Annotated in this window: 18 protein-coding genes; 12 read left to right on the top strand and 6 right to left on the bottom strand. The window is 69.9% G+C overall.

Annotation, left to right across the window (positions count from 1 at the left end):
* Nucleotides 1–179 precede the first annotated feature (179 nt).
* The 4 genes from lanKC (at nt 180) to ACIREI_RS44340 (ending at nt 6,613) form a co-directional block, all read left to right on the top strand.
* A complete protein-coding gene (lanKC, locus tag ACIREI_RS44355; protein WP_403345905.1) occupies nt 180–2,792 on the top strand; it encodes a class III lanthionine synthetase LanKC in 2,613 nt (870 codons plus the stop codon).
* 6 nt (nt 2,793–2,798) lie between these two features.
* On the top strand, nt 2,799–2,918 hold the full coding sequence (locus ACIREI_RS44350) for a SapB/AmfS family lanthipeptide (protein ID WP_403345903.1): 120 nt from the start codon (nt 2,799–2,801) through the stop codon (nt 2,916–2,918).
* Nucleotides 2,919–3,011: 93 nt separating this feature from the next.
* Entirely contained in the window at nt 3,012–4,823 is a 1,812-nt protein-coding gene (locus ACIREI_RS44345; protein ID WP_403345901.1) for an ABC transporter ATP-binding protein, read from the top strand.
* Entirely contained in the window at nt 4,820–6,613 is a 1,794-nt protein-coding gene (locus ACIREI_RS44340; protein WP_403345899.1) for an ATP-binding cassette domain-containing protein, read from the top strand. Before ACIREI_RS44345 ends, ACIREI_RS44340 begins: the two co-directional genes overlap by 4 nt.
* 48 nt (nt 6,614–6,661) lie before the next feature.
* Here ACIREI_RS44340 and ACIREI_RS44335 read toward each other — a convergent pair whose 3' ends face one another.
* The 4 genes from ACIREI_RS44335 to ACIREI_RS44320 all read right to left on the bottom strand — a co-directional run bounded on the left by ACIREI_RS44335 (nt 6,662) and on the right by ACIREI_RS44320 (nt 11,821).
* On the bottom strand, nt 6,662–7,267 hold the full coding sequence (locus ACIREI_RS44335) for a response regulator transcription factor (RefSeq protein ID WP_403345927.1): 606 nt from the start codon (nt 7,265–7,267) through the stop codon (nt 6,662–6,664).
* A 456-nt stretch (nt 7,268–7,723) separates the two neighbouring features.
* Nucleotides 7,724–8,338, bottom strand: coding sequence for a succinylglutamate desuccinylase/aspartoacylase family protein (locus ACIREI_RS44330; RefSeq protein ID WP_403345897.1), 615 nt, complete (start codon nt 8,336–8,338; stop codon nt 7,724–7,726).
* Nucleotides 8,335–8,700, bottom strand: a complete 366-nt coding sequence (locus tag ACIREI_RS44325; RefSeq protein WP_403345895.1) for a succinylglutamate desuccinylase/aspartoacylase family protein — start codon at nt 8,698–8,700, stop codon at nt 8,335–8,337. The genes ACIREI_RS44330 and ACIREI_RS44325 overlap by 4 nt, the downstream gene beginning before the upstream one ends.
* Before the next feature lie 82 nt (nt 8,701–8,782).
* Entirely contained in the window at nt 8,783–11,821 is a 3,039-nt protein-coding gene (locus ACIREI_RS44320; RefSeq protein ID WP_403345893.1) for an aminotransferase class III-fold pyridoxal phosphate-dependent enzyme, read from the bottom strand.
* Nucleotides 11,822–12,447: 626 nt separating this feature from the next.
* On the opposite strand from ACIREI_RS44320, the gene ACIREI_RS44315 reads away from it, so the two are divergent.
* The 5 genes from ACIREI_RS44315 to ACIREI_RS44295 all read left to right on the top strand — a co-directional run bounded on the left by ACIREI_RS44315 (nt 12,448) and on the right by ACIREI_RS44295 (nt 17,317).
* The gene (locus ACIREI_RS44315; RefSeq protein WP_403345891.1) at nt 12,448–13,665 is read left to right on the top strand and encodes a helix-turn-helix domain-containing protein; all 1,218 of its coding nucleotides are present in this window, start codon (nt 12,448–12,450) and stop codon (nt 13,663–13,665) included.
* A 619-nt stretch (nt 13,666–14,284) separates the two neighbouring features.
* Nucleotides 14,285–14,953 carry a haloacid dehalogenase type II gene (locus ACIREI_RS44310; RefSeq protein ID WP_403345890.1) on the top strand — a complete coding sequence of 223 codons (669 nt, stop codon included), beginning with the start codon at nt 14,285–14,287 and terminating at the stop codon, nt 14,951–14,953.
* A 73-nt stretch (nt 14,954–15,026) separates the two neighbouring features.
* Entirely contained in the window at nt 15,027–16,316 is a 1,290-nt protein-coding gene (locus tag ACIREI_RS44305) for an NAD(P)/FAD-dependent oxidoreductase (protein ID WP_403345888.1), read from the top strand.
* A gap of 372 nt (nt 16,317–16,688) precedes the next feature.
* Complete coding sequence (locus ACIREI_RS44300; protein WP_403345925.1) at nt 16,689–17,180, top strand: aldehyde dehydrogenase family protein; 492 nt, start codon at nt 16,689–16,691, stop codon at nt 17,178–17,180.
* A gap of 5 nt (nt 17,181–17,185) precedes the next feature.
* Nucleotides 17,186–17,317, top strand: a complete 132-nt coding sequence (locus ACIREI_RS44295; protein ID WP_403345886.1) for a hypothetical protein — start codon at nt 17,186–17,188, stop codon at nt 17,315–17,317.
* Nucleotides 17,318–17,490: 173 nt separating this feature from the next.
* Here the strand turns inward: ACIREI_RS44295 and ACIREI_RS44290 are convergent, their stop codons facing one another.
* The gene (locus ACIREI_RS44290; RefSeq protein ID WP_403345884.1) at nt 17,491–18,660 is read right to left on the bottom strand and encodes an ROK family transcriptional regulator; all 1,170 of its coding nucleotides are present in this window, start codon (nt 18,658–18,660) and stop codon (nt 17,491–17,493) included.
* Nucleotides 18,661–19,105: 445 nt separating this feature from the next.
* Here ACIREI_RS44290 and ACIREI_RS44285 point away from each other — a divergent pair, with 445 nt between their 5' ends.
* Together ACIREI_RS44285 and ACIREI_RS44280 are read left to right on the top strand one after the other, a co-directional pair.
* Nucleotides 19,106–20,455, top strand: coding sequence for an aspartate aminotransferase family protein (locus ACIREI_RS44285; RefSeq protein ID WP_403345882.1), 1,350 nt, complete (start codon nt 19,106–19,108; stop codon nt 20,453–20,455).
* 22 nt (nt 20,456–20,477) lie between these two features.
* A complete protein-coding gene (locus tag ACIREI_RS44280) occupies nt 20,478–21,557 on the top strand; it encodes a phosphotransferase (protein WP_403345880.1) in 1,080 nt (359 codons plus the stop codon).
* 135 nt (nt 21,558–21,692) lie between these two features.
* Here the strand turns inward: ACIREI_RS44280 and ACIREI_RS44275 are convergent, their stop codons facing one another.
* The gene (locus tag ACIREI_RS44275; RefSeq protein ID WP_403345878.1) at nt 21,693–21,941 is read right to left on the bottom strand and encodes a hypothetical protein; all 249 of its coding nucleotides are present in this window, start codon (nt 21,939–21,941) and stop codon (nt 21,693–21,695) included.
* A gap of 334 nt (nt 21,942–22,275) precedes the next feature.
* On the opposite strand from ACIREI_RS44275, the gene ACIREI_RS44270 reads away from it, so the two are divergent.
* On the top strand, nt 22,276–23,373 hold the full coding sequence (locus tag ACIREI_RS44270; RefSeq protein ID WP_403345876.1) for an extracellular solute-binding protein: 1,098 nt from the start codon (nt 22,276–22,278) through the stop codon (nt 23,371–23,373).
* The last annotated feature ends 132 nt before the right edge of the window (nt 23,374–23,505 follow it).

Below are 23,505 nucleotides of genomic sequence, written 5' to 3'. Positions count from 1 at the left end.
CAAGCCGGCGATGCAGGCGGCCCATGCGATTCGTACAGGCGCCCGGTGTGAATCTCATGGGCTTCCCGTGACAGACGAACGATGCCCCGCGGTCCCCTCTTCTGCCATCGTGGGAGGTCGGAGGCGCAGGTGAGGGGCCCGACCCCCGCCGTTCGCCCGTCCCCCGCGGGAGGCAGACCGTGGACAAGCGGTACGAGGTGTACTGCCTCACTCACCCGCACTTCTACGACACGCCGTCCCACGGCCGGACGCGCGGCCGCTTCCATCAGACGCTCCGCCCGCCCCCTGCCTCGTGGTCGCGCGAGGAACTCGGCGACTGGGTGGTCTGCCGCCCCGTAGACACGCAACTCCCCGCACAGGGCTGGAAGATCCACGCCTCGGCGTGTCCGGACAACGCGCAGGCGATCCTGGACGCGGTGTGGGACTACTGCGTCCAGCGTCGTATCGCCTTCAAGTTCCTGCCCGGCGTGGACACCCTGTTCCTCGCCAACGCCAAGTACGCGCATCGCGGGTCCAGCGGCAAGTTCGTGACCATCTACCCGGCGGACGAGGCCGAGTGCGAGCGTGTGCTCACCGAGCTCGGCGCCGCCCTCGACGGCCTGCGGGGGCCGTACATTCTGAGCGATCTGCGCTGGGGCGACGGTCCGCTGTACGTCAGGTACGGCGCCTTCGCCGACCGGTACACCATCTCGGCCGACGGTGTGCTGCAGCAGGCGGTGGAGGACCCTTCCGGACGGCTGGTCCCCGATCTGCGTGGCCCCACCTTCCAGGTACCGCAGTGGGTGCCGCTGCCCGCGTTCCTCGAACCCCACCTCGCCGAGAGCCGACGGACCACGGTCGCCGATCTGCCCTACCGGATCGAGAAGGCGCTGCACTTCTCCAACGGCGGCGGGCTGTACGCCGCGGTCGACACCCGCACCGAGGAGCGCGTCGTCCTCAAGGAGGCCCGGCCCCACGCGGGACTCACCGCCGACGGCGCGGACGCCGTCACCCGGCTGGAACGCGAGCGGACGGCCCTGGAGCGGCTGCGTGGCCTGCCCTGCGTCCCCGAGCTGCGCGATCACTTCGAGCTGGGCGGTCACCGGTTCCTCGTCGAGGAGTTCATCGAGGGAAGGGCCCTGCACGAGGTGTTCGTCGAACGCTATCCACTGACGGACCTGGACGCCGACGCGGCGGCCTTCGCCGACTACGCGTCCTGGGCCCTCGACATCCACCGGCAGGTGGAGGAAGCGGTCGCCGCGGTCCATGAGCGGGGCATCGTGATCGGCGACGTGCACACCTTCAACGTCCTGGTCCGCCCCGACGGCAGGGTGGTGCTGATCGACTTCGAGGGAGCGTCGGACGTGGCGCAGGCGGGGCGCCAGGTCCTCGCGGCCCCGGGATTCACCGCCCCCGGCGGGGCCACCGGCTTCGACATCGACCGGTATGCGCTGGCCTGTCTGCGGATCTTCCTCTTCCTGCCACTGACCGGCCTCATCGAGCTGGACGGTGGGAAGGCCGGGCAGCTCGCCAGGGAGGCCGCCCGGCTTTTCCCTGTTCCCCGGCCGTTCCTCGACGAGGCCGTCCGCACACTCACCGGCGACGGCGGCATGGCCGCGGGGGCGGACGAAGGCCCCCGCTTGGAGGCCGATCACTCCGGCTGGCTGCGCGCCCGCACCTCGATGACCGATGCCGTCCTGGCCTCCGCCACGCCCGAGCGCAACGACCGGCTCTTCCCGGGCGACATCGATCAGTTCCTGCTCCCGGGCGGCGGCCTCGACGTGGCCCATGGCGCTGCGGGCGTGCTGTACGCGCTGGACGTGACCGGCGCCGGACGGCGGCCCGACCACGAGGACTGGCTGATCCGGCACGCGCTGAACCCCCAACCGGGAACCCGCCTCGGCTTCTACGACGGACTGCACGGCGTCGCGTACGTCCTTGAACACCTCGGGCACCACGAGGAGGCCGCCAAGGTCCTCGACATGTGCCTGGGCGAGCACTGGGAGGCCCTCGCCCCGGACCTCAAGGGCGGCCTGTCCGGCATCGGGCTCAACCTGCTGCACTTCGCCACCACCCTCGGTGACGCCGCCTGCGGTGACGCCGCCGTGCGCGTGGCACAGACCGTCGCCGACCGCCTCGGCCCCGTCGACAGCGTGCCCGCGACCAGCGGCGGAGCCCATCCGCGAGCGGGGCTGATGTACGGCTCGTCGGGGCCCGCGCTGCTGTTCCTGCGTCTGTACGAGCACAGCGGCGACCCGGCGCTGCTCGACCTGGCCGCCACCGCGCTGCGCCAGGACCTGCACCGCTGCCTGGAGCGCTCGGACGGGTCGCTGGAGGTGAACGAGGGGTGGCGGACCATGCCCTATCTCGCCGACGGCAGTGTGGGCATCGGCATGGTCCTCGACGAGTACCTGGCGCACCGCGCGGACGAGGGGTTCTCGGCCGCCGCCGACGCGATCCGCAGGGCCGCGAGCGCGTCGTTCTACATCGAACCCGGGCTCTTCGACGGCGTGGCCGGAATGATCCTCCACCTCAGCCGCGCGCACCCGCCCGGCACTGCCGCCGCCCGCGACCCGGTGATCGCGGACCACGTACGCCATCTGGAGCGCCACGCCTGCCTGCTCGACGGCCGACTCGCCTTCCCCGGCGAGCAGTTGCTGCGGCTGTCCATGGACCTGGCCACCGGCACGGCGGGCGTCGTCCTGGCCCTGGGCGCCGCCTTCCACTCCCGGCCCGTCGGACTGCCGTTCCTGACGCCGGGCCTGCCCGCTCACGACCTCCCCGTCCCCACGCGAGTACGAGAGAGGAGGTGAGCACACATGTCGCTCCTCGAACTGCAGGGTCTGACCATCGAGTCGGAGACCGGTTACGCGCCGCCGCCTGGCAGCCGGGCAAGCAAGGGCTGTGGTGGCAGCCGCCTCAGCCTGCTGATCTGCTAGTCGTTCCGACTGGTCAGCACCGACACGGCGGGGGCAGGCACACCGCGCGCCCCCGCCCCATTCGCTGGAACCGTACGTCGACGGGAGCAGCCCGTGGACCGACGCGCGGCGGACCGTCTGCTGCTGACGACGGTCCGGCGAGGCGGTGTGTGGGCCGGGGCCCAGGCCGCCGTGGCACTGCTGCTGGCAGGCGTCCACGTTCTTCTGCCCGCCGTCGTGGGCCGCACGGTCGACGCCGTGCTCGGGCGCGGCGACACCACCCTCTGGCTGACCCTGTCCGCCGTCACCGTCGCCCTGCTGGTGGTGTGCGACGCCGCGGACGACTACGCGGGCGCCGTGGCCAACGCCCGCTGCACGGCCTGGCTGCGGCACACTCTGCTCGCCCATGTCCTGGACCTGGGCGCTTCCGCCGGCCGTCGGCACACCCCCGGCGACCTGGTGGCCCGTCTCGTGGGCAACACCGCCCGGGCCGGCAGCGCCCCGTCGGGCATCGTGTGGGCGGTGACCGACCTGGTCCCCCCGGTCGGGGCCGTGGTGGCCCTGGCCCTCATCGACCCCTGGCTGTGTCTCACCTTCGTGGCCGGACTGCCGCTGATCGCCCTCATGGTGCGCGCCTTCGTCCGCGACGTCTCCGACCTCAACGACCGCTACTTCGCCACGCAGGGCCGTATCGCCGCCCGGCTCGTCGACGCCCTCACCGGAATCCGCACCATCACGGCCGCCGGGACCATGACCGGCGAGACCGAACGGGTACTGCGGCCGCTGCCCGAGCTGCACCGCCACGGCCTGGGCATGTGGCGAGCGGTCGCCCGGGTCTCGGCGCGGGACGCGGCGATCGTCCCCCTGCTGGAGATCGCCGTACTGGCCGTCGCCGGGCTGGGGCTCGCCCAAGGCCGTATCACCCCGGGTCAGATGCTCGCCGCCGGCGGGTACGTGGCGCTGGCCACCGGCGTGAGTTCGCTGGTGGCCTCGGTGAACCGGCTGGCCTTCGCACGCGCCACCGCCGGCCGGATCGCCGAGGTGCTGGGCGAGCCCACGGTCGCCTACGGCGAGGCGCGCCTGCCCTGCGGGGGCGGCGGGCGGCTGGAGTTCCGCGGGGTCACGGTACGCACCGCCGAAGGCGACACCGCGCTGGACGGCATCGACCTGGACCTGCCGGCGGGCGCGCTGACCGCCGTCGTAGGACGCTCGGGAGCCGGCAAGTCCGTGCTGGCCGCGCTGGCCGGACGGCTGGCCGACCCCGACGAGGGCGAGATACGGCTCGACGGAGTTCAGCTGCGCGACGTGGACCGCACGGAGCTGCGGCACGCCGTCGCCTACGGCTTCGAACGCCCCGTGCTGCTGGGCGAGACCTTCGCCGACGCGATCGGATTCGGGCCGCGCACGCCCAGGGGCGGGGAGGTCCGCGCCGGGGCCACCGCGGCCCGCGCCGACGCGTTCATCCGGACCATGCCCGAGGGCTACGGCACCCGGCTCACCGGGGCGCCGCTGTCCGGCGGCGAGTATCAGCGCATCGGCCTGGCACGCGCCTTCGTCCAGTCCGCTCCCTCCGGTCGCCTGCTGGTGCTGGACGACGTGACGGCCAGCCTGGACACCGTCACCGAGCACCACATCAGCCAGACCCTCACCGGCACCGGGCCCCTCGCCGGCCGGTCCCGGCTCGTCGTGACCCACCGCGCCTCCACGGCCGCGGACGCGCAGGTCGTGGTCTGGCTCGACACGGGGCGGGTGCGGGGGGTGGGCACGCATCGGGAACTGTGGCTGGAGGAGGGGTACCGGGCGGTGTTCCGTCCGGAGTCGGGGGGTGACGGGGAGGCGGGTCCTGGGCTGGATCGGCACCGGGACATACATCCGGCACCGGGACCGGATCGCGACGCAGGGGTGTGGGACGGAGGCGTGTGGTGAGCCCGGCACCCGGGGCCCTGCTGCGCTCCACACTGCGCACGCGGCGCCGGGAGTACGTACGACTCACCGGCTGGTCGCTGGTCCAGGGCATCCCCGCGCTGCTGTCCGGCTGGCTGGTCGCCCGGGCCGTCGACGAAGGCTTCCTCGCCGACCGCACCGCGGAGGGCCTCGGCTGGCTCGGCCTGCTGGCCTGCGCCGTCCTCGTCGGTGCCTGGGGCACCCGGCAGGCCACACTCCAACTGGCCGCGGTCGTCGAGCCGCTCCGCGACGACCTGGTCACGCTCGTCACCACCGGCACGCTGCACCGCTCCGCCCGCGTGGGGCAGAGCGCCGACACGGCGGGCGTGGCACGGCTGACCGAGCAGGTGGAGATCGCCCGTGAGTCGTACGGAGCGGTCGTGATGTTCGTGCAGAGCTTCGCGGTCACGACGGTGAGCGTGCTGCTCGGGCTCGCCGCGCTGGATCCCGCGCTGCTGCTGTTCGTCGTGCCGCCCCTCATGGCCGGGCTCGTCCTCTTCCTGCTGGCCCTGCGGGCGATGGCGGCCCGGCAGCGGGCGGTCGTCCTCGCGGACGAGGCCATCGCCGAGCAGGTGAGCACGGTGGCCGGTGGCCTGCGGGACGTGATGGCGTGCGGCGCCGAGGCGACGGTACGTCGTCGAGCCGGCGCCCGGATCGACGAGGCGGCGCACGCTGCCCGCGCCCTGGCCCGGCTCACCGCGTTGCGCACGGCCGCGCTGGGTGTCGGCGGCTGGCTGCCGATCGTGCTCATCCTGGCCGGTGCGCCCTGGCTGGTACGGGGCGGGGTGACGGCCGGCGCGATCCTGGGCGCGCTGACCTACGTCGCGCAGAGCCTGCAACCTGCCCTGCGCGGCTTCGTCCAGGGGCTCGGGGGCAGCGGGCTGTGGCTGGTGGTCACACTCGGCCGCATCCTGGAGGCGGCGGGGCCTGCGGGGGTGGCGGGTACTGCAAAGGCAGCGGGGATGGTGAGGCCGGCGGGTCCGGCGGGGTCGTCGGCGGGGACAGCGACGGCGGAAACGTCGGACGACGGACTCCCCCGCGACGGCCGTGTCGAACTGCAGGGCGTCACCTTCGGCTATGCCCCCTCCGCCGAACCGGTCGTCCGGGATCTCGACCTGTCCCTCCCCTCGGGCACCCACCTGGCGGTCGTCGGCCCCAGTGGCGCGGGCAAGTCCACGCTCGCCGCGCTCATCGCCGGAATGCTCGCCCCGCAGACCGGCGACGTCCACCTGGGCGGCGTCCCGGTCCGCTCCCTGGACGTCGGCCGGCTCTCCCGGTCCCGCGTGCTGATCCCGCAGGAGGCGTACGTCGTCGCCGGCACCCTGCGCGAGAACCTCGCCTATCTGCACCCCGCGGCCACCTCACCCGACCTCGACGCGGCGGTCCACGCGATCGGCGCCACCGCCCTCGTCGAACGCCTCGGCGGCTACGACGCACCGGTGAACCCGGCCCTGCTGTCCGCCGGTGAGCGCCAGCTGATCGCCCTTGTCCGTGCCCTGCTCCCGCCCGCCCCGCTGGTCCTGCTGGACGAGGCCACCTGCCACCTCGACCCGGCCGCCGAGGCCGGCGCCGAACGGGCCTTCGCCTGCCGCCGGTCCACTCTGATCGTCTGCGCCCACCGGATCAGCTCCGCCCTGCGCGCCGACCTCGTCCTCGTCATGGACGGGCCGCGTTGCCGCCTCGGCACCCACGAGCAGCTGCTGGCCGACTGTGCTCTGTACCGCGACCTGATCGGCCACTGGGACCAGATGGCGAGTGACGTCCGACGCTGATGGCCGAGGTCCAGGGCAGCAGGCAGCAGGCCCATGCCGCCGGCCCGACTACAGCCAGCCCGACTCCCGGGCGATGCGGATCGCGTCGATGCGGTTGCGTGCGCCGGCCTTTCTGGAGACCGCGTTCAGGTGATTGCGGACCGTTCCCACCGACAGCGACAGCTGGTCGGCGATCTCACGCGTGGGCGTGCCGTCCGCCGCCAGCCGCAGCACCTCGAGCTCCCTCCCGGTCAGCGGGTTCTCCGCCGAGGAGAGCGCCAGCAGCGCGAGCCGCGGGTCGATGAACCGTTCGCCCGCCGCCACCTTGCGGACCCCTTGGGGCAGGATGTCGCAGGGGCTGTTCCGGCCGATGAGGCCCGCGACCCGACGCGCCAGCGCCTGGCGCAGATACTCGGGAGTCGCCGACCCGACCACCAGCAGGGTGCGGCACTGCGGGAGCCGCGTGGCCAGCTCCAGGGAGGTACCGAGGGCACGGTCCTCCTCGCCGTCGACGTCGATGACGATCACGTCGGGCCGGTACGACAGCGCCTGAACGACTGTCTGGCTGTGCTCCGGCGACGCCGGGACCACCTCGATGTCCTTCTCACGTGTGAGCAGGGCGGCGAGTGCCCCGCGCACCAGGTCTGCCTCCTCGACGAGAAGAACACGGATCAACATCGCTCCTACCCGGCCGAGCCCGGCCTCCATGACGCAGCGCGCCCCGGACACTCCGACGGCGCCATACGAAGTATCTCCACCTTTCCACCCATTCGCCGGGAGCCGCCCCGACCGGGCAATCCGGCCCACAAAACAGTTCATGCGGGGCGAGGTGACCCTCGACCCGCATGGACAGGAACTGAACTATTTGTGGGACATTCACGAGCTCCTTTGACCAGCCGCAACAGGGCTGATTGGCCAGGTTCCGCAAAACGGCCATCGCCCGCGGCGCGCTGCCAGTGTGGACGGTGGAGGCATCCTCGACGTACACCACATCTCCGACGGTCTCGGCGTCGAAGCCCCGTAACGTGCACCTGGCCGGCGGCGCGTCATGACAGATCTCATGGATGTAGCGCAATGGGGGCCCGCTCGGTGGGGTAGGGGGGTGGAATCAGTGGGCGGGCATGCGGCCCGTCAGTGGTGCGGGGCGGCGATGGCGGCGAGTTCCGTGCCGGGGCGGACGGAGAGCCCGTTCATGCCGTAGATGATCGTTCCGGTGGCAGTGGCGGTGACCTTGTGCTCGGCGCCGTCGACCGGGTCGATGATGCGGCCGATGGTCTGTCCTTCGGTCACCTCGTCACCGGTGACCGCGTCCGGGTACCACAGACCGGTGACCTGGGAGGCGACCTCGCCCGCCCAGATCCAGTCGCGTGGCTGCACGGTCGCCGGCTTGACGTGCTCCGACGCATCGACGACACCGAGGTGGTGCAGGATCCGGTACAGGGCGTCGAGCAGCCTGCGCACGGTGGCGGGGTCGCGGTCGCCGAGCTTTCCGGTCTCGACGAGGATCGCGGGGACACCCTGCCGGTTCGCCGCGGCGTGGCTGTTGCCGCCGTCCGGGCTGGTACCGAAGATGACCAGCTCGTATCCGACCGCGTGGGCCATTCCCCTGTTCTTCGCGTCCAGTTCGTCGTCGCCGGTCAGGCGGTAGCCGACGAAGTCGAGCAGATGCTGGTCGATGCCGCCGCTGTGCAGGTCCACATAGGCGTCGGCGCCGTCGATCAGGTTCTCGAACAGCCAGGCCGTCATCCGGTCGGTGGGGCCGCCCTCCTTGTCGCCGGGGAGACGCGGTTGATGTTGACGCCGTCCAGCGGGGAGATGTTGAGCCTGCCCCCGTAAACGGCCGGCGGATTGGCCACGGGGCAGATGACCAGCTGGCCGGCGATGTCGTCCGGTTCCAGCAGCCCGGCCAGGCGGGTGGCGGCGTCGACGCCGATGAACTCGCCGCCGTGGACGCCGCCGGTGATCACGACCCTGGGGCCCGGACGGGAGCCGTTGACGAGGTTCAGGGGAACCTCCGCCGTCGTGGTGCCGAGGTCGGCGGGGAGAAACCCGCGGGTCTTCTGGCCGGGCGCAGCCCTCAGCGGGCCGATGGTCAGGGTCATGGTCATGTCTTTCCTGTTTCTGGCTCAGTCCGCGGTGCGGCCGCTTGAGGTGATGAAGTCGGTCGGCTGGGAGGTGCGGTTGTCCGTCTCAGGGCTGAACGGCCGAGCGCAGCTCGGGCAGGGACAGGACCTCGTCCAGCGCGTCGACGTAGAGGTCCACGTGCTCGCGGCGGAAGGTCATGGGCGGTTTGATCTTCAGTACGTTGTCGTGCACACCATTGGGGAAGACGATGACGCCTCGCTCTTTCATGAGCTCGGTGACCATGAAGGCCTGCTCCGTGGCCGGCGTTTTGGTGGTGCGGTTACGGACCAGTTCGACGCCGAGGTAGAGCCCTTGTGCCCGCACGTCACCGATGAGCGGTTGGCGCCGCTGGAGTTCGCGCAGCGACTGGGCGAAGTACCCGCCCACGCTCACGGCGTTCTCCCTCAGCCCGTCCTGCTCGACGATGTCGAGCACGGCCTCGCCGATCGCGCAGGAGACCGGGTTGCCGCCGAAGGTGTTGAAGTACTTCATGCCCGTGTCGAACGCGTCGGCGATCTCCCGGCTCGTGACCACCGCCGCGAGGGGATGCCCGTTCCCGAGCGGCTTGCCCATCGTGACGATGTCCGGGACCACCCCCTGGAGCTCGAAACCCCACCAGGGTCCGAGACGTCCGACGCCGACCTGGACCTCGTCGGAGATGCACAGGGCGCCCGCCCGCCTGGCAGCGGTGAACACGCCATCGAGGTAGCCGTCGGGGAACACGATGTTCCCGCCTGATCCCATCAGCGACTCGGCGATGAAGGCGGCCGGGGGTCGGCCGTCGGCCGCGATCCGCTCGATGACGGCCGCGGCGTCGCGCGCGTACTTGGCTCCGGCGTCCGCGTCGTCGTACCCATAGGTGCCGCGGTAGCGGTCCGGGATGACGACCTCGTGGGTGGTGGGGGGTGCACCGGCGCCGCCGGGGCCCTTGTAACGGTTCGGGCTGATCCCGGTCACCACGCCGGTGTTGCCGTGGTACGCGCCGTCGATGTTGACGATGTGCTGACGACCTGTCACCTGGCGGGCGATCCGCAGCGCCAGGTCGTTCGCCTCGCTGCCCGTGCACACGAGGAAGACGACCTCGAGGGGGTCGGGCAGCGTGGCTACCAGCTTCTGCACGTAGCTGGCGATCTGCGGGTAGACGAAACGGCTGTTGGTGTTGAGCTTGCGCAGCTGCCGGGTGGCGGCGGCCGTCACCCGTGGCTCGGCATGGCCGACGTGGGTGACGTTGTTCAGCGAGTCCAGATAGGCCAGGCCGTCCTCGTCGTGGAACCACACGCCCCGCCCACGCACCAGGTTCATCGGGTCGCGGTAGTAGTTGCGCTGGGAGCGGGCGATGTGGCGACGGCGCACGGAGACGACGTCGTCGATCGTGGGGACTGCGGCGGGGGACTCGGTGAACCCGAGGAGCCGGGCGGGGTCAGGTGACAGGTGGCTCCACACCTGCCGTGCGGAGGGCGGCACGGCGCGAGGCGGCGGCCACGTGGCCATCCGTGCCGTGCGGTGGACCTGCACCTGGATGCAGGGCCCGAGGGGGTCCGTCTCATCGCTCGCTCCGGCGCGTCCCAACGGCGCCCCGGCCGGGACTCTCGCCGCAACGGGCGGCGAGCCGTCGAGTCCCCACCAGCAGGTCCAGAACTCCACGCCCTGGACCGCATGTCGCAGCACCAACGGCATACCGGGCCCGCCCTGGGCCTCGACGACGCCGGACAGCGGACTGGCGACCTCCTCGGCGTCTGCCACGATCACCGAGCCGCCGACCTGAACCGTCGCGGGCTCGCCGGCCCCTGGGCGGCGCCGGCCCCCCAGGAGCAAGGAGGCGCCGAGGTGAGGCAGGTAGCCCCGCCGTCGCCGTCCGTCGAGGGCGTCGTCGATGCGCGCGCGCACCGCCCTCGCGTCGTGCCAGTCGACGTCGTCGTAGAGATCACTTGCCGGTCGCAGGTCGAGCAGCCGCGGGGCCGGTGTGTGCGGGGCACCGTCTCGGGCCGCCTTTGCCAGGACCTCTGCCAAGACCTCTTCCAAGCCCTCTTGCTCCGGTGTCCGGGGGAGCCCACAGGCGACCCGGAACGTCGCCTCGGCGACGTCGGGGCAGACCTCGGCCACCTGCGCGATCGCCGGCCAGGTGTGTTGCACGCGGGTCCGCCCGTACGGCGTGTCGCTCTCGGCGACCCGGCGCGTCCACGTCACGGCGTTCATGCACAGCCGGGCGGCCGCCAACGGATAGACCGCCGCCAGTTCCTCCGCCGTGAGGGGGAGCACCGAGTGGAAACCGGCCACCACTTCGGCCGCCGCGGCGAGCGGGTCGGCCTTGCGGACCATGGCGTAGCCCGCCGCGATCGCCACCTCTGCCGCGCGCACACCGTAGAGCGAGTCGCCCAGGTCGACGATGCCCGAGATCCGCAGCATCCCGTCCTCGTCGGCGTCGGCCATGACGTTGGCGTCGTTGAGATCCTGATGCAGGACGCTCCGCGGCAGTCGGTCCAAGGCCGGCAGGAGATCGTCGTACCAGCCCATGATCGTGCGCACCGACTCCCGCCGGTCCGCGTCCTGTACGGCGTGCAGCGACGCCTCGACGATCTCGGCGGCCCGGCGCATGTCCCAGTCGTGCGGTTCCAGGCCCACCGGTGGCTCCATGCTGGAGAGTCCGAGGCTCAGCCGCCCAGCGGCTTCTCCCAGCTGACGCAGAAGCGCCGTGGGATGGTCGTCGAGCTCCGCCAGGACCCGGCCCTCGAGCCAGCTCATCACGCGGACCACATGCGTTCGGCCCTCGTGGACGACGCCGGCAAGGTACTTCCCCTCGCGTGTCGGGACGAGTCGTGGCACCGGAAGGTCGGGAACGGTGGCGGCCAGATGCTGGAGGAGTGAGTTCTGCCAGAGGACGTCGACTGAGTCCGGCTCCGCGCGGGTGACCCGTACGAAGTAGCGCGTGCCGTCATCGCCGGTGATCCGGACGTTCTGGTCGACCTCCCCTCCCAGTGGGTGCTGGACATATCCCTGGAGTCCGAAGGACTGCCGCAGTACGTGGTCGAGGAGCGAGCCCGGCAGTTGGCCGGTGTGACCGGGGATGGTCGTTCCGTCCTGGCCGGTGGTGGTCGCTGAGGTCATCGGTGCGTTTCTCTCTCTCGTCGTCAGGTCGCTCATTACTCACCGTGGGCCTGCGTCACGACGCTCGGGCGTGGCCGACCGACAGGTCCAGGCGAACTCCCGAACTCCCGAACTCCCGAACTCCCCCGTTCGGTACTCCTCGATGTACGGCGGCAGGGGCCCGTGACGTTCTGGTCCTCGCCCCTCGCCCGGAGCTCGGCGTAGTCTCTGGGCGAGTCCTGGGTGATCTCGATCCCGCTCTGCCTGGTGAACCGGTTGGCTCGGCAGCCTTGGTCATCGCCTCCTGGTGGGCCCCGTGGCGGAAGGCTGAGACTGACCCGAGGGACGCGGCGCCGCTCAGCAGCGCCCACTCAAGGTGACGGAATGGGGATCAGGTACTTACGGAAGCGCCATAACTGCCCCAAGTGCTTGGTCATGTCACGAGCCCTCTCCAGCCCGAGGTGACGCGTCAAAATGAAACCCCGCGGAGAATCCGGCAACAAGGGACGCGAGGCCGCGACATCGACCCCGTATTTTGTGCCTGTGCACAATTTCTGTCAGGGAGCCCCACCGGCATGTCAGCGGCGTCTCCCGGAGACGGCCCCGTATCCGGCCGGTGACGGCTGTCGTCGGAAAAGGTGGTCCTCATGAGCGGCCCGGGACGCCGCCGGGGTGGTGCCCGCCACGACGCCGTGCAGGCGATCGCGCGCCAGCTCCTCGAGGAACGACTCGACGAACTGACCTCTCGTGCTCTCGAACAGCTGGAAGCCGAGGAGGCCGCCTACGCGTCGGCGGACTGGGACCCGGTCCAGAAACGGGAGGGGATGCGACGAACCCTCGAACTCGCCCTGACCCGGCTGGCCGGCGGTCCCGTGCCCCGGGAGGTCTCGCGCGCCACCGAGGACGTGGGACGTGAGCGAGCGGAACAGGCGTTTCCCCTGACCGCTCTGATGCACTCCTTCCAGCTGGACCTCAGGACCCTGTGGGAGGCCGTGCTCGCGGAGGGTCGAGCACGGGGCATCAGCGCCGATCCCGACTTCCTCGACGGATTGATCCGCGTCTGGGAGGCGACGGACGCCAACAGCGTCGAGGTCGTCGACGCCTACCGCCGCACCGAGCGCGACCTGGCGAGCCGTCGTACGGAGGTGCGCAACCGCGCCTTCAGCCGCCTCGTCCTGGAAGGGGAGCAGGATCCCTCGACGGTCGCCGAGGCCTCGACGTTGCTGGGCTTCTCCGAGCACGTCGCCCTGACCGTGGTCGTGGTCGAATCCGTTCCTACCGGGGACCCGGCTCTGTCCCAGGTCGACGATGCGTTGCGTCGTGGTGGCCTGCTGCGTCACTTCGGATGGATGGGCGACGAGCTCCTCGGCATCATCCGTCACGGACGGTGCGATCAAGAGACCATGCTCGCCATGCTCCGGCCGTTCGCTCCGTGGCGCTGCGGCGTCGCGGAAGTGCCCGGGCTGGCGCTGACGGCACGGGGCATCCGGTTCGCACGTGCCGCGATCCGCAGCTCCGCGCGGCCCGGAGTGCGGCATGTGGAGGGCCACTGGGTCGGGGCGATCATGTCGGCGCAGGAGGAGCTCACCGGTGCGATGGCCACCGGCGTGCTGCGCCCACTCCTCGGGCTGCGCGACAGCGACAGCATCATCGAGACCCTGCGCTGGTACCTCGACCTGGGCTCGGTCGCCGAGGTGGCCGCACGCACCTACCGTCACCGGAACACGGTGGGCAATCGCCTGCAGGCCGCGGAAGAGGCGACCGGGCTGAAGCTGTCCAGACCGAACGACGCCGCCCGGCTGGTCCTCGCCCTGGCTTGGCTGGAGACGGACGCGGGCGCCCGCTTCCGGGCGACGGTGTCCTGATCCACCGATTGCTGGACGGGTTGCGGCAACCGGCCGGGGACCGCGACGGAAAGAGCCGGAGCCAAAGCGTGACGGTCAGAGGCCACACGCCCCTCATGAGGACGGCGGCCTTGGCGGCCGACAATCCGGTCACGCCGCCGGGCGACAGCGCGAAGCGGCCGCACTACGCGCCGGAGCCGCTCGCGGTGCTTCTCGCGGTGCCTCTCAGAGACTCAGCCGGTTCGGGCCGGAACCGCACCGAGTCCCTGACCGGAAATTGTGCACAGGCACAAAATACGCGGTCGATCTCGCGGCCTCACGTCCCTTGTTGCCCGATTCCCCGCGGTGCTTCACTGACGCATCACCTCGGGTCGGAGAAAGGCTCATCGCACTCGGAGCAGCAATGGTGCTGCCGCCGACGACCTGATCAGCATTCACCGTCCCCGGCCCTGTCCGGGGGCTCGTCCTCTAGCGGCGGCCCCTCGGGCACCCCCTCAAGCCCCCCTGCCCCCCTGAACAGGTCGCCGCCAACGCCGCGGCAGCCTCCTGAACCCCGATGCGGCGGACCTGGCCGCACTCGACGAGACCGTGACTCCCGGCGAACAGAGTGTCCGATATGCCCGGAAAGAGGTTGAACGCCATGCGTCAGATCGTCACCTTCGATGCCTACGGCACCCTGGTCGACTTCCAGCTCGGCCCCACCACCCTGAAGGTCCTGGCCGACCGCCTGGACCTGGACGGCCTGAACGTCGACGAGTTCCTCGACGACTTCCGCGTCATGCGGTTCCAGGCCGTCCTGGAGGCCTACCGCCCCTTCCGCGAGGTGCTGCCCTCCAGCCTGGAGGCGGCCATGCGTCTGCACGGCCTGGAGTACCGGAAGTCCGACGGCGAGGCCCTGGTCGCGGCCGTGCCCACCTTCGGCCCCCACCCCGAGGTCCCGGCCGCCCTGCGGGCGCTGAAGTCCCGGTACGAGATCGCCATCATCTCCAACACGGACGACGACCTCATCGCCCAGAACGTGGCCAACATGGGCGTCGAGTTCGACCATGTCATCACCGCCGAGCAGGCCGGCGCCTACAAGCCGGATCGTCAGGCCTTCGAGTATGCCCTCCAGACCATGGGCGTCGAGCCGTCGCAGGTCATCCACGTCGCCCAGGGCTGGGAGTACGACCTCATCCCCACCCGCGACCTCGGCCTCGCTCGCCGCGTGTGGATCAACCGCTACGAATTCCACAGCGGCAGCGCCGACTACCAGCCCTACGACGAACTGCCCGACCTGTCCGGCCTGCCGGCCCTGCTCGGCTGCTGACCGCACGGCGACACGGCGCACGGCGACACGGCGACACGGCGAAACAGGATTGAGAACGCAAAGGACGCACGCCATGAAGCAGATCCCCTACTGGCTCGACACCGCTCCCGCCCTGCCCGACCGGTCCGGAAAGGACCTGCCGGACGAGGCCGACGTGGTGGTCATCGGCGGCGGCCTCACCGGACTGTCCACCGCCTACCACGCCGCCCGCAAAGGCGCCCGGGTCGTCCTCGTCGAGAAGGACAAGGTCGGCTCGGGTGCCTCAGGGCGCAACGGCAGCCACTGCAACCCCGGCATCACCATCAGCCCGGCCGAGGCTCGCAAGCGCTACGGGATGGAGCGCGCCCGTGAGATCTACGACGCGTTCCGCGACGCGGTGGACCTCGTCGAGGAGCTCGCGGTCAAGGAGAAGATCGACTGCGACTTCCACCGTGCCGGGCGCCTCGGCGTCGCCTTCAAGCCCCAGCACTTCGACGCCATGCGGGCCAAGCAACGCGATCTGGCCGAGAACTACGGCCACGACACGGTATTGCTGACCAAGAACGAACTGCGCGCCGAACTCGGCTCAGACTACTACCACGGCGCCCTGCTCGACCCGCTCGGCGCGGCCCTGCATGTGGGCAAGTTCGTCCACGGCCTGGCCGAGGCCGCCGAACGCGCGGGTGCGGAGATCCACGAACGGAACGCCGCCACAGGCCTGACGAAGACCCCCGGCGGCTTCCTCGTCGAGACCATGCACGGCGCCATCCGCGCCAAGCAGGTCATGGCGGCCACCGACGCCTACAGTGACAAGGCGCTGCCCTGGTTCCGGAAGCGGTTGATCAACGTCGGCAGCTTCATCATCGTCACCGAGCCGCTCGGCGAGGCACGCGCTCGCGAGATCATTCCCAACGGGCGCCTGGTGGTCGACTCCAAGAACGTCGGCCATTACATCCGCCTCACCCCCGACAACCGCCTCGCCTTCGGCGGCCGGGCCCGCTTCGCGCCCTCCAACCCGGCCTCCGACGTGAAGAGCGGGGACGTCCTCAAGCGGGAGATGGCGGAGATCTTCCCGCAGCTGGCGGGCGTCCGCGTCGACTACGTCTGGGGCGGCATGGTCGGCTTCTCCTGGGACCGCATCCCACACGCGGGTGAGGCCGAGGGGGCCAAGGGCCTGTACTACTCCATGGGTTACTGCGGCCACGGCGTCCAGATGGCCACGTACATGGGGCGGGCGGTCGCCGAGATGATGGACGGCAAGCCGGGGGCCAACCCCTTGCGTGACCTTGGCTTCCCCAAGGTTCCCGTCCCCTTCTACAACGGCACCGCCTGGTTCCTGCCGTTCGGCGGGGCGTACTACAAGGCCAAGGACCGGCTGCGCTGACCAACAGCCACGCATCATCGGAATGGCCAGTGGCGCTGTCCGCCCGCCACTGGCCCTTGCCATGTCGTTTCGGCACTCGAAAAACGCGGTCGCGGTCGCGGATCTCGTCACCGGGCACGACGGCTGCCGCCCAGAACGAGGCGGGGTGTGAAAGCCCGAGGCCAAGGGCGCACATCGAGGCAACGGCAACCCGTCCGGCGTCTTCGCGCGGTCCGGGCTCCAGGCGAAGGCACGGACGGGTGCCGACCCGAGCGAGGGAAGGAGCCCGCCCGCGTCTTCACCGGCGGATTCACCCCCCGGCGAGGCCATCTCCCGCACGGCCGGCCTGAAAAAGCTCGCTCCGGCGCGTTCTGAGCCGCGGGACAGAACCGCATCGGCACCCAGCGGATCCTCATCGCGGCCGAGCTCTACGAGCGCTTCCGCGACGCCTTCGTCGCCCGCACCAAGCTGCTCCGCGTCGGCGACCCCCTCGACGAGCACACTGACGTCGGCCCCATGATCACCCCGGAAGCCGCGGCCGCCACCCGGGCCAAGGTCGACACGGCGGTGACCGAAGGCGCGGTGCTGCTGTGCGGCAACCACGCCACTGGCGCCCTGTACACGCCGGCCGTCCTGGAAGACGTCCCGGCGACCTGCTCGATCCGGCAGGAGGAGGTGTTCGCCCCGGTCGTCATGCTGCAACCGTTCACGTCCTTCGAGGACGCCACCGAGCAGGCCAACGCCATCGACTACAGCCTCCACGCGGGCATCTTCACCTCGCGCCTGGACCGCGCCCTGACCGCGGCCCGGCTGCTGGAAGCCGGTGGAGTCATGATCAACGACTCGTCCGACTACCGCTTCGACGCCATGCGCTGGACAGGGTGAGCGCGGTGACCGTGTCCCGTACACCGGGCATCTGGGCGATGTCCTCCCAGATGCCCCGTACGCGTTCCAGTGGGGCCGACCTCGCCACCGGGGGGCGGGCCTCCGTACCGGCCGACATGACGCTCTTCGGCCGCTAGTTCAGAACGGCGCCCTTCACCCGACGCCGGGCCACCGACGCCTGCAGCCCTGCGGGTTTGCACGGACCGGGCGGCCAGGGTCGGCACAGGCAGAGTCGTCACCACGAACAGCCACCCCAGCGCAGCGGGGGACCCCGCTTCGACATGAAGCGTGGGTTGGTTTGGTGGCCGAGTCAGAAGGCTGGTGCGGATCGCTCGGTAGGTTGGCTCTGGCGACGCGCCCCGAGCACAGCGTCTCGTAGCCGGCCCTGAGCCATGGTCAGGCACGCGTACACCGCTCCTTCTGCCGTCGACAGGCCGATCACCTGCGTCACCGCCTTGATCTCTGGGACGGCCGGAAGGCTCTGGTCCAGTCGCCTGCGCACCTCGGGAAGCACGTCTTCGACAAGCGGGCGCAATCGACCCACGAAATAGACCGATTCAGGGTCCAGCATCACGGCGACGACGCTGACAGCAGTCGTGATTGCCGTGGTGAACGCTTCCAGCACCTCGGCGTGCGCCATCTCTTCGTGCGGTTCCAGCCAGAGGTCTTCGATGCGTTCCAGGTCGAGTCCGCGCCCACGAGCAAAGCGAAGAAGACCTCTTGTGCTCAGCAGCTCATCGAGGATCTCATCGTCAACCCCGGAGGAGAGCACACCGATGTCCCCGAAGGCAGGCGTCCGCCCGCGGGCGAGTTGGTGATCTGTGCAGCTGGCGAAGCTCAGGTTGGTGCTGAGACCGAAGAGCGCGGCGTTCCTGACGGTGGCGTCGTTGGTGAGGATCCCGAGCAAGGACGCATTGGCGTCACTGTCGAGGAGGACGGGAGCATTGACCAGGTCCTCAATGGCTCGCTGAAGATCAGAGCCGGTGAAGATTTTCATCGACTCCGCCGGACCGAAGATCTCCTTGCCGTTCCGGACCCGGCCCGGCACCGCGGCGACGACCTGGCGCAGTGGCCCCTGTGCGGATTCGCCGGCCTTCGCAAGCAAGCCGACCAGCCATTCGGCGCCGGCCCTGACCTCGTCGTGGTCCTCGGTGGGAACCGTCACGTGGTGGACCTCGCGACCCCTCAGATCGGTCACGAGGACGCAGGTGGTCTGCGCGCCGAAGCTGATACCCACGACGTGCCCGGCCGTGCCGGGCACGTCCAGATAGGTGGACCGGCGGCCTCGGCCCACAACCTCATCCACTCCGCCGTCAATGACGAAGCCATCCGCCCGAAGCTCCTCCACGGCTCGGGACACCGTGGCCTTGCTCAAGCCCGTGAGCTCGATGAGCTCGTTCCGCGTCAAGGGCGCCCGGGTCAGGACTACATCAAGAACCGAGGCCTTGTTGTAGTCGCGCGATGTGGGGTTGCTGGTCACGTCATGACCATAGCGAGCCCGATACACCGAGCGAGCCGGGCCCGGTTTGGACGCGACAGCCAACGGTCATGCAAGCGACTTGACCCTATGTCGCCGAGCCGACGCTCACGGTCAGCGCCTTGACGCCCGCAAGTCGGACCGCCTGAGCCGCAGGAGCTCGGGGTGCTTTGCGACGGGCGGGCTCGGTTTTGCCTGACGGACGCGGCAGTGATCAGGCCGAAGGGCGGGACGGGCGCCGGCGAAAAGCCAGGGGGCGAGTGAGGCCATGGTCGACATGACCGCGAGGAGACCTCACGAGCGCCGCACCGGCTCGCCGAGCACCCTGCAGCCCCCGTCGGGTTCTTGTTTCAGGTTGGAACTGAAACAAAAAAGGGGTAGGGTCTCAGCCACAGCAGGCCACAGCAGCGAGCAACTTCCGACGGAACCAGGCCGAAAGGTGTCCACGATGACTTCGACGCTGAGTCGGGCCCTCGCCCACTACCCCAACCGGTTCGACCCGGGCGGCCTGAGCGAACTCCCCGAACACCTCCAGGAGACGATCCGACGCCGCAACAAGGTGCTCGGTCCTGGTTACACGCTCATCTACAAAGAGCCGGTCGAGTTCGTCTCCGGTCACGGAGCCCACCTGATCGACCGCGACGGCCACGACTACCTCGACGCGTACAACAACGTTCCGTGCGTCGGGCACGCCCACCCGCACGTGGCCGAGGCCGTCTCCCGCCAGATGACCGCAGTCAACACCAACACCCGCTACGTCCAGGAGTCGCTGGTCGACTATGCGGAGCGGCTTCTCGCGACCTTCCCCGAGGAGCTGTCGAAGCTGAGTCTCGCGTGCAGCGGGTCGGAGGCCAACGACCTCGCGGTGCGGGTGGCGAGGTTCCACACCGGCGGTGAGGGCATCATCGTCACCCGCTGGGCCTACCACGGCCTCACTCGTGAGGTGGCGAGCTTCTCGCCGACTCTGGGCACAGGATCGCCGCTGGGACCGAACGTCCGGCTCATCGATCCTCCTGACCCGCGCCTCGTCGCGCCCGGATCCACGCTCGCCGAGCACATGCGCAACCAGGTGCGCGGCGCGATCGACGACCTCGAGCGCCACGGTTACCGGCTCGCGGCGCTGATCACCGACTGCGCCTACTCCAGCGATGGAATCTTCACGGACCCGGTCGGTTACATGAGGGCCGTCGTGGAGGAGGTGCACGCGGCCGGCGGTGTCTACATCGCGGACGAGGTGCAGTCGGGATTCGCCCGGCTCGGGGATTCGATGTGGGGCTTCACCCGCCACGCTGTGCTGCCGGACATCGTCACCATGGGTAAGCCGATGGGCAACGGATTGCCGATCTCCGGTGTGGTTTTCCGCCCCGAGGTCTGCGAGGAGTTCGGACAGAACGTTCGCTACTTCAACACCTTTGCCGGCAGCTCGATCCCTGTGGCCGCCGGCGCCGCAGTCCTGGATGTCTTCGAGAACGAGAACGTGCAGCAGCGCGCTCTCGAGAACGGCACGGCTCTGCGCGCAGGGCTCCAGGAGATCACGAAGGATTCCCCCTACGTGGCTGAGGTGCGCGGCAGTGGTCTCTACGTTGGTGTGGAGCTCGTCAAGGACCGGGAGACGCTCGAGCCCGACCGCTCACGCACCGAAGACGTCATCAACGACATGCGCGACCGTCGGATCCTCATCAGCGGCACGGGCAAAGCGGCGAACGTTCTGAAGATCCGTCCCCCGCTGGCCTTCACCTCCGCCGATGTGACCCGATTCCTGGAGACCTTCTCGGAGATCGCGAAGGTCCGTCTGTAGCAGGCTGGCCAAGGAACTGACCATGAAGAACTCACCGGCAATGAGAATCGCTCAACGGCTCTTCGAGGAGAGCGGCCTGGCATCGTCTCACGAGCCCATCGACGTCATGCTGGTGAGCGCCCTCCTTGAGCGGCATTACCACGTCGGCGGACGCCTCGATCGACTGGCGACGGAGAAGGACGACACGTTCAGGCTCAGGACCGACTCGAACGACTACCTCGTGAAGGTTTCCCACCCTGACGAGGCAGAGATGACTGTCGCTCTGCAGACCGCCGTGATGCGTTTTCTCCAAGGCGCCGCTCCGGAATTGCCGGTCCAGCGGGTGAAGCCGACCGTCGGCGGAGACGACCGTGTGGCCATCGAAACGAACGACGGCAGGACTCGAGTCCTGCGGGTGTTCGACTTCGTCGAAGGTCCGGTCCTGGCACGAACGAATCCAACCGTGGAACAGCTCGCCCAGGTGGGCGAGATGCTGGGACGAGTCGACGTGGCGCTGAAAGCATTTGAGCACCCCGCGGACCGACGAGGGCTGGTATGGGACCTTCGGCATTTCCACCAGCTGACCGGACTTGTCGAGCACACGCCGAATACCGAGCACCGTCAGTTGGCTCAGGAGGTCTTCCGGCTTTTCGACAGAGCCGTCGTCCCGAGGCTGAATGATCTCGAAACGCAAGTGATCCACGGTGACTACAGCCCTTACAACGTTGTGGTGGATCCGCACAGCGACGACTTTGTCACCGGCGTCATCGACTTCGGTGACACCATGCGCAGTGCCGTGATCTTCGACCCTGCTGTCTCCCTGGCGAACCTGCTCGGCCGGGCGCCGGATCACCCTTGGCGGGATGCCTGCGCCTTCGTCGCCGGCTACGAACGGGCACGCCCCATCGAGGACTGGGAACTTCCGCTGCTGCCGATTGCCGCGCTGGCACGACTCACGCTGCGCGCGCTGATCACGAGCTGGCGCGCGGAGCGCGTACCAGAACGGCGCGACTACCTCCTCGGCCACGCCAAGGACGACTGGATCAACGTCGGGCGGGCCATGGCCGTACCGCTGGGCGACGTCATTGCGCATCTCCGGGAAGGCCGTCATGACCTCGCCTGAACGAGGAGCGCCCCCGTCGTGCGCAAGCTCGACGGCGCCCGGCCCGACCAGGGCGTACTGACGTCGAGCCCCTGCACACCCATTGTCCCGACAGCATCCTCGACGGAGAGGCCGGTGCTGAAAGGACTACCGCCCCTACGACGAGGTGCTGCGCTCCAGCATGGAGAAGTCCATGCGCGGCACGGACTGCGCTCCCAGGTCCGACGGTGCGCGTCCAAGGAGATCGAGGCCGCCCCGGCACAGATCGTCCATGTCGCCCAGGGCTGGGAGTACGACATCATCCCAGGGCCACGACTTGGGCTTGGTCTCGGCGGCGCCCGCGTGGTCGAGCGCGTTGACGACGGCGCCGTTGCTGCACGGCGACAGGGCCTGCACCGGCGGCACGGCGAGCGCCACCCGCAGTCGGGCCCACGGCGAGCCCTACTTGACCTACCTCGACAGGTGAAACCTCCATCAATGGACGGCTCGTGAAGGGCCGTTCGGCATACCTGCGGCCAGGACCGTCCATCGCCTCGATGCATCCGCCGACGTTCTGTCGCCGCGGTGTAGTGCCAGGTCATGGCGTCCGTGACCGCATGGTCCTACCATGGCGTGACCCGGCTCACCGTGGCCCCGGCTGCCCCATGGTCCGGCGTCCGGCCAGGCGACGAGCGTCGGCGGCGTCCCGCGAACAGCCCGCGCCGACGGGCCTCGCACCCGGCTTCGCAGGAGGCATACGGTGATGGACGTCAGGATCGACCGCAGAGTGTTTCTACGCGCGATCGGCGGAGTCGCGGCAGGCGCCGCCGCCACTTCGTTCACCGCGTGCGGAGACGGCGCCGACCGGAAGACCAAGGGCGCCGGGAGCGGCAAGACGCTCGTCGTCCGTGACATCGGCGGCGCCTACGGTGAAGCGAACCGCAAGGCGGTCTACGAGCCCTTCAGCAAAGAGACCGGCATCCAGGTCAGCGTGGTCAACATTCCCTTGTACGCGCAGATGCTCGCGCAGATCAGGGAAGGTCGCCCTCAGTTCGATGTCATCGACATCGATATGAGCGCACTGGCACGCTTCGAGCGGGACGAGGCCACACAGGAGCTCGACTACGACCGGCTGAAGAGCACGAGAAACGCCGGCATCGCCGAGTCGCTGCTCACCTCCCACGGTGTCGGCAAGAACTACTGGGCCAGCGTCATGGCGTTCCGCACCGACGCCTTCGGCGGGAAGACGCCCCAGTCCTGGGCGGACTTCTGGGACACCGGTGCGTTCCCGGGCCGCCGTGCCCTGCAGAGCCCGGACGCGGGCCCACCGGAGCTGGAGTTCGCCCTCCTCGCCGACGGTGCGGACCGGGACAGGCTCTATCCCCTCGACGTCGACCGCGCCTTCCGAGCCCTCGACGAGATCAAGAGCGCCGTGCGCGAATTCTGGGCCGACGGCGCTACGCCGGGACTGCTGCTGCAACGCGGACACGCCGTGGCCTCCAGCGTCTGGCACGGCCGCCCCAACCAGCTCATCAAGCGGGGCGCACCGATCGCCTACCAGTGGAACGGCGCCCGTCGGCAGAGCAGCGGCTTCGGCATCCCCATCGGCGCCCGGAATGTCGACGCCGCTTACAGGTTCATCGACTTCGCCCTGCGGCCCGAGGTACAGGCCGGCTTCGCGGAGGCCTACCCCATGGGCCCGGTCGTGCCCGCCGCCTACAAGCACCTGCCCAGGGCCGCCGCGGACCTGGCCAGCTCCCCGGAGCACCTTTACACCGGCTTCGACCTGGACGTCGACTGGTGGGTGGAGAACAAGGACGCCGTCACCAAGCGCTGGCAGGAATGGGCGCGGTCCTGAGACGACGCGGAAGGGGCCGGTCCGGTCCTGTCTCTCCGCCACCGATTCCTGTCGGGCGACGGGAGGGACATTCCGTGAACATGACCAGCATCTTCGGTCGGCACGAGCGGCCCCACGGGCCCCCTGCCCAGC

The sequence above is a fragment of the Streptomyces sp. NPDC093591 genome, assembly GCF_044764885.1.
In the GTDB taxonomy this organism is placed as follows: domain Bacteria; phylum Actinomycetota; class Actinomycetes; order Streptomycetales; family Streptomycetaceae; genus Streptomyces.
Note: the sequence above shows the minus strand (reverse complement) of the source record. Positions and strands in the feature narration are given on the sequence as shown.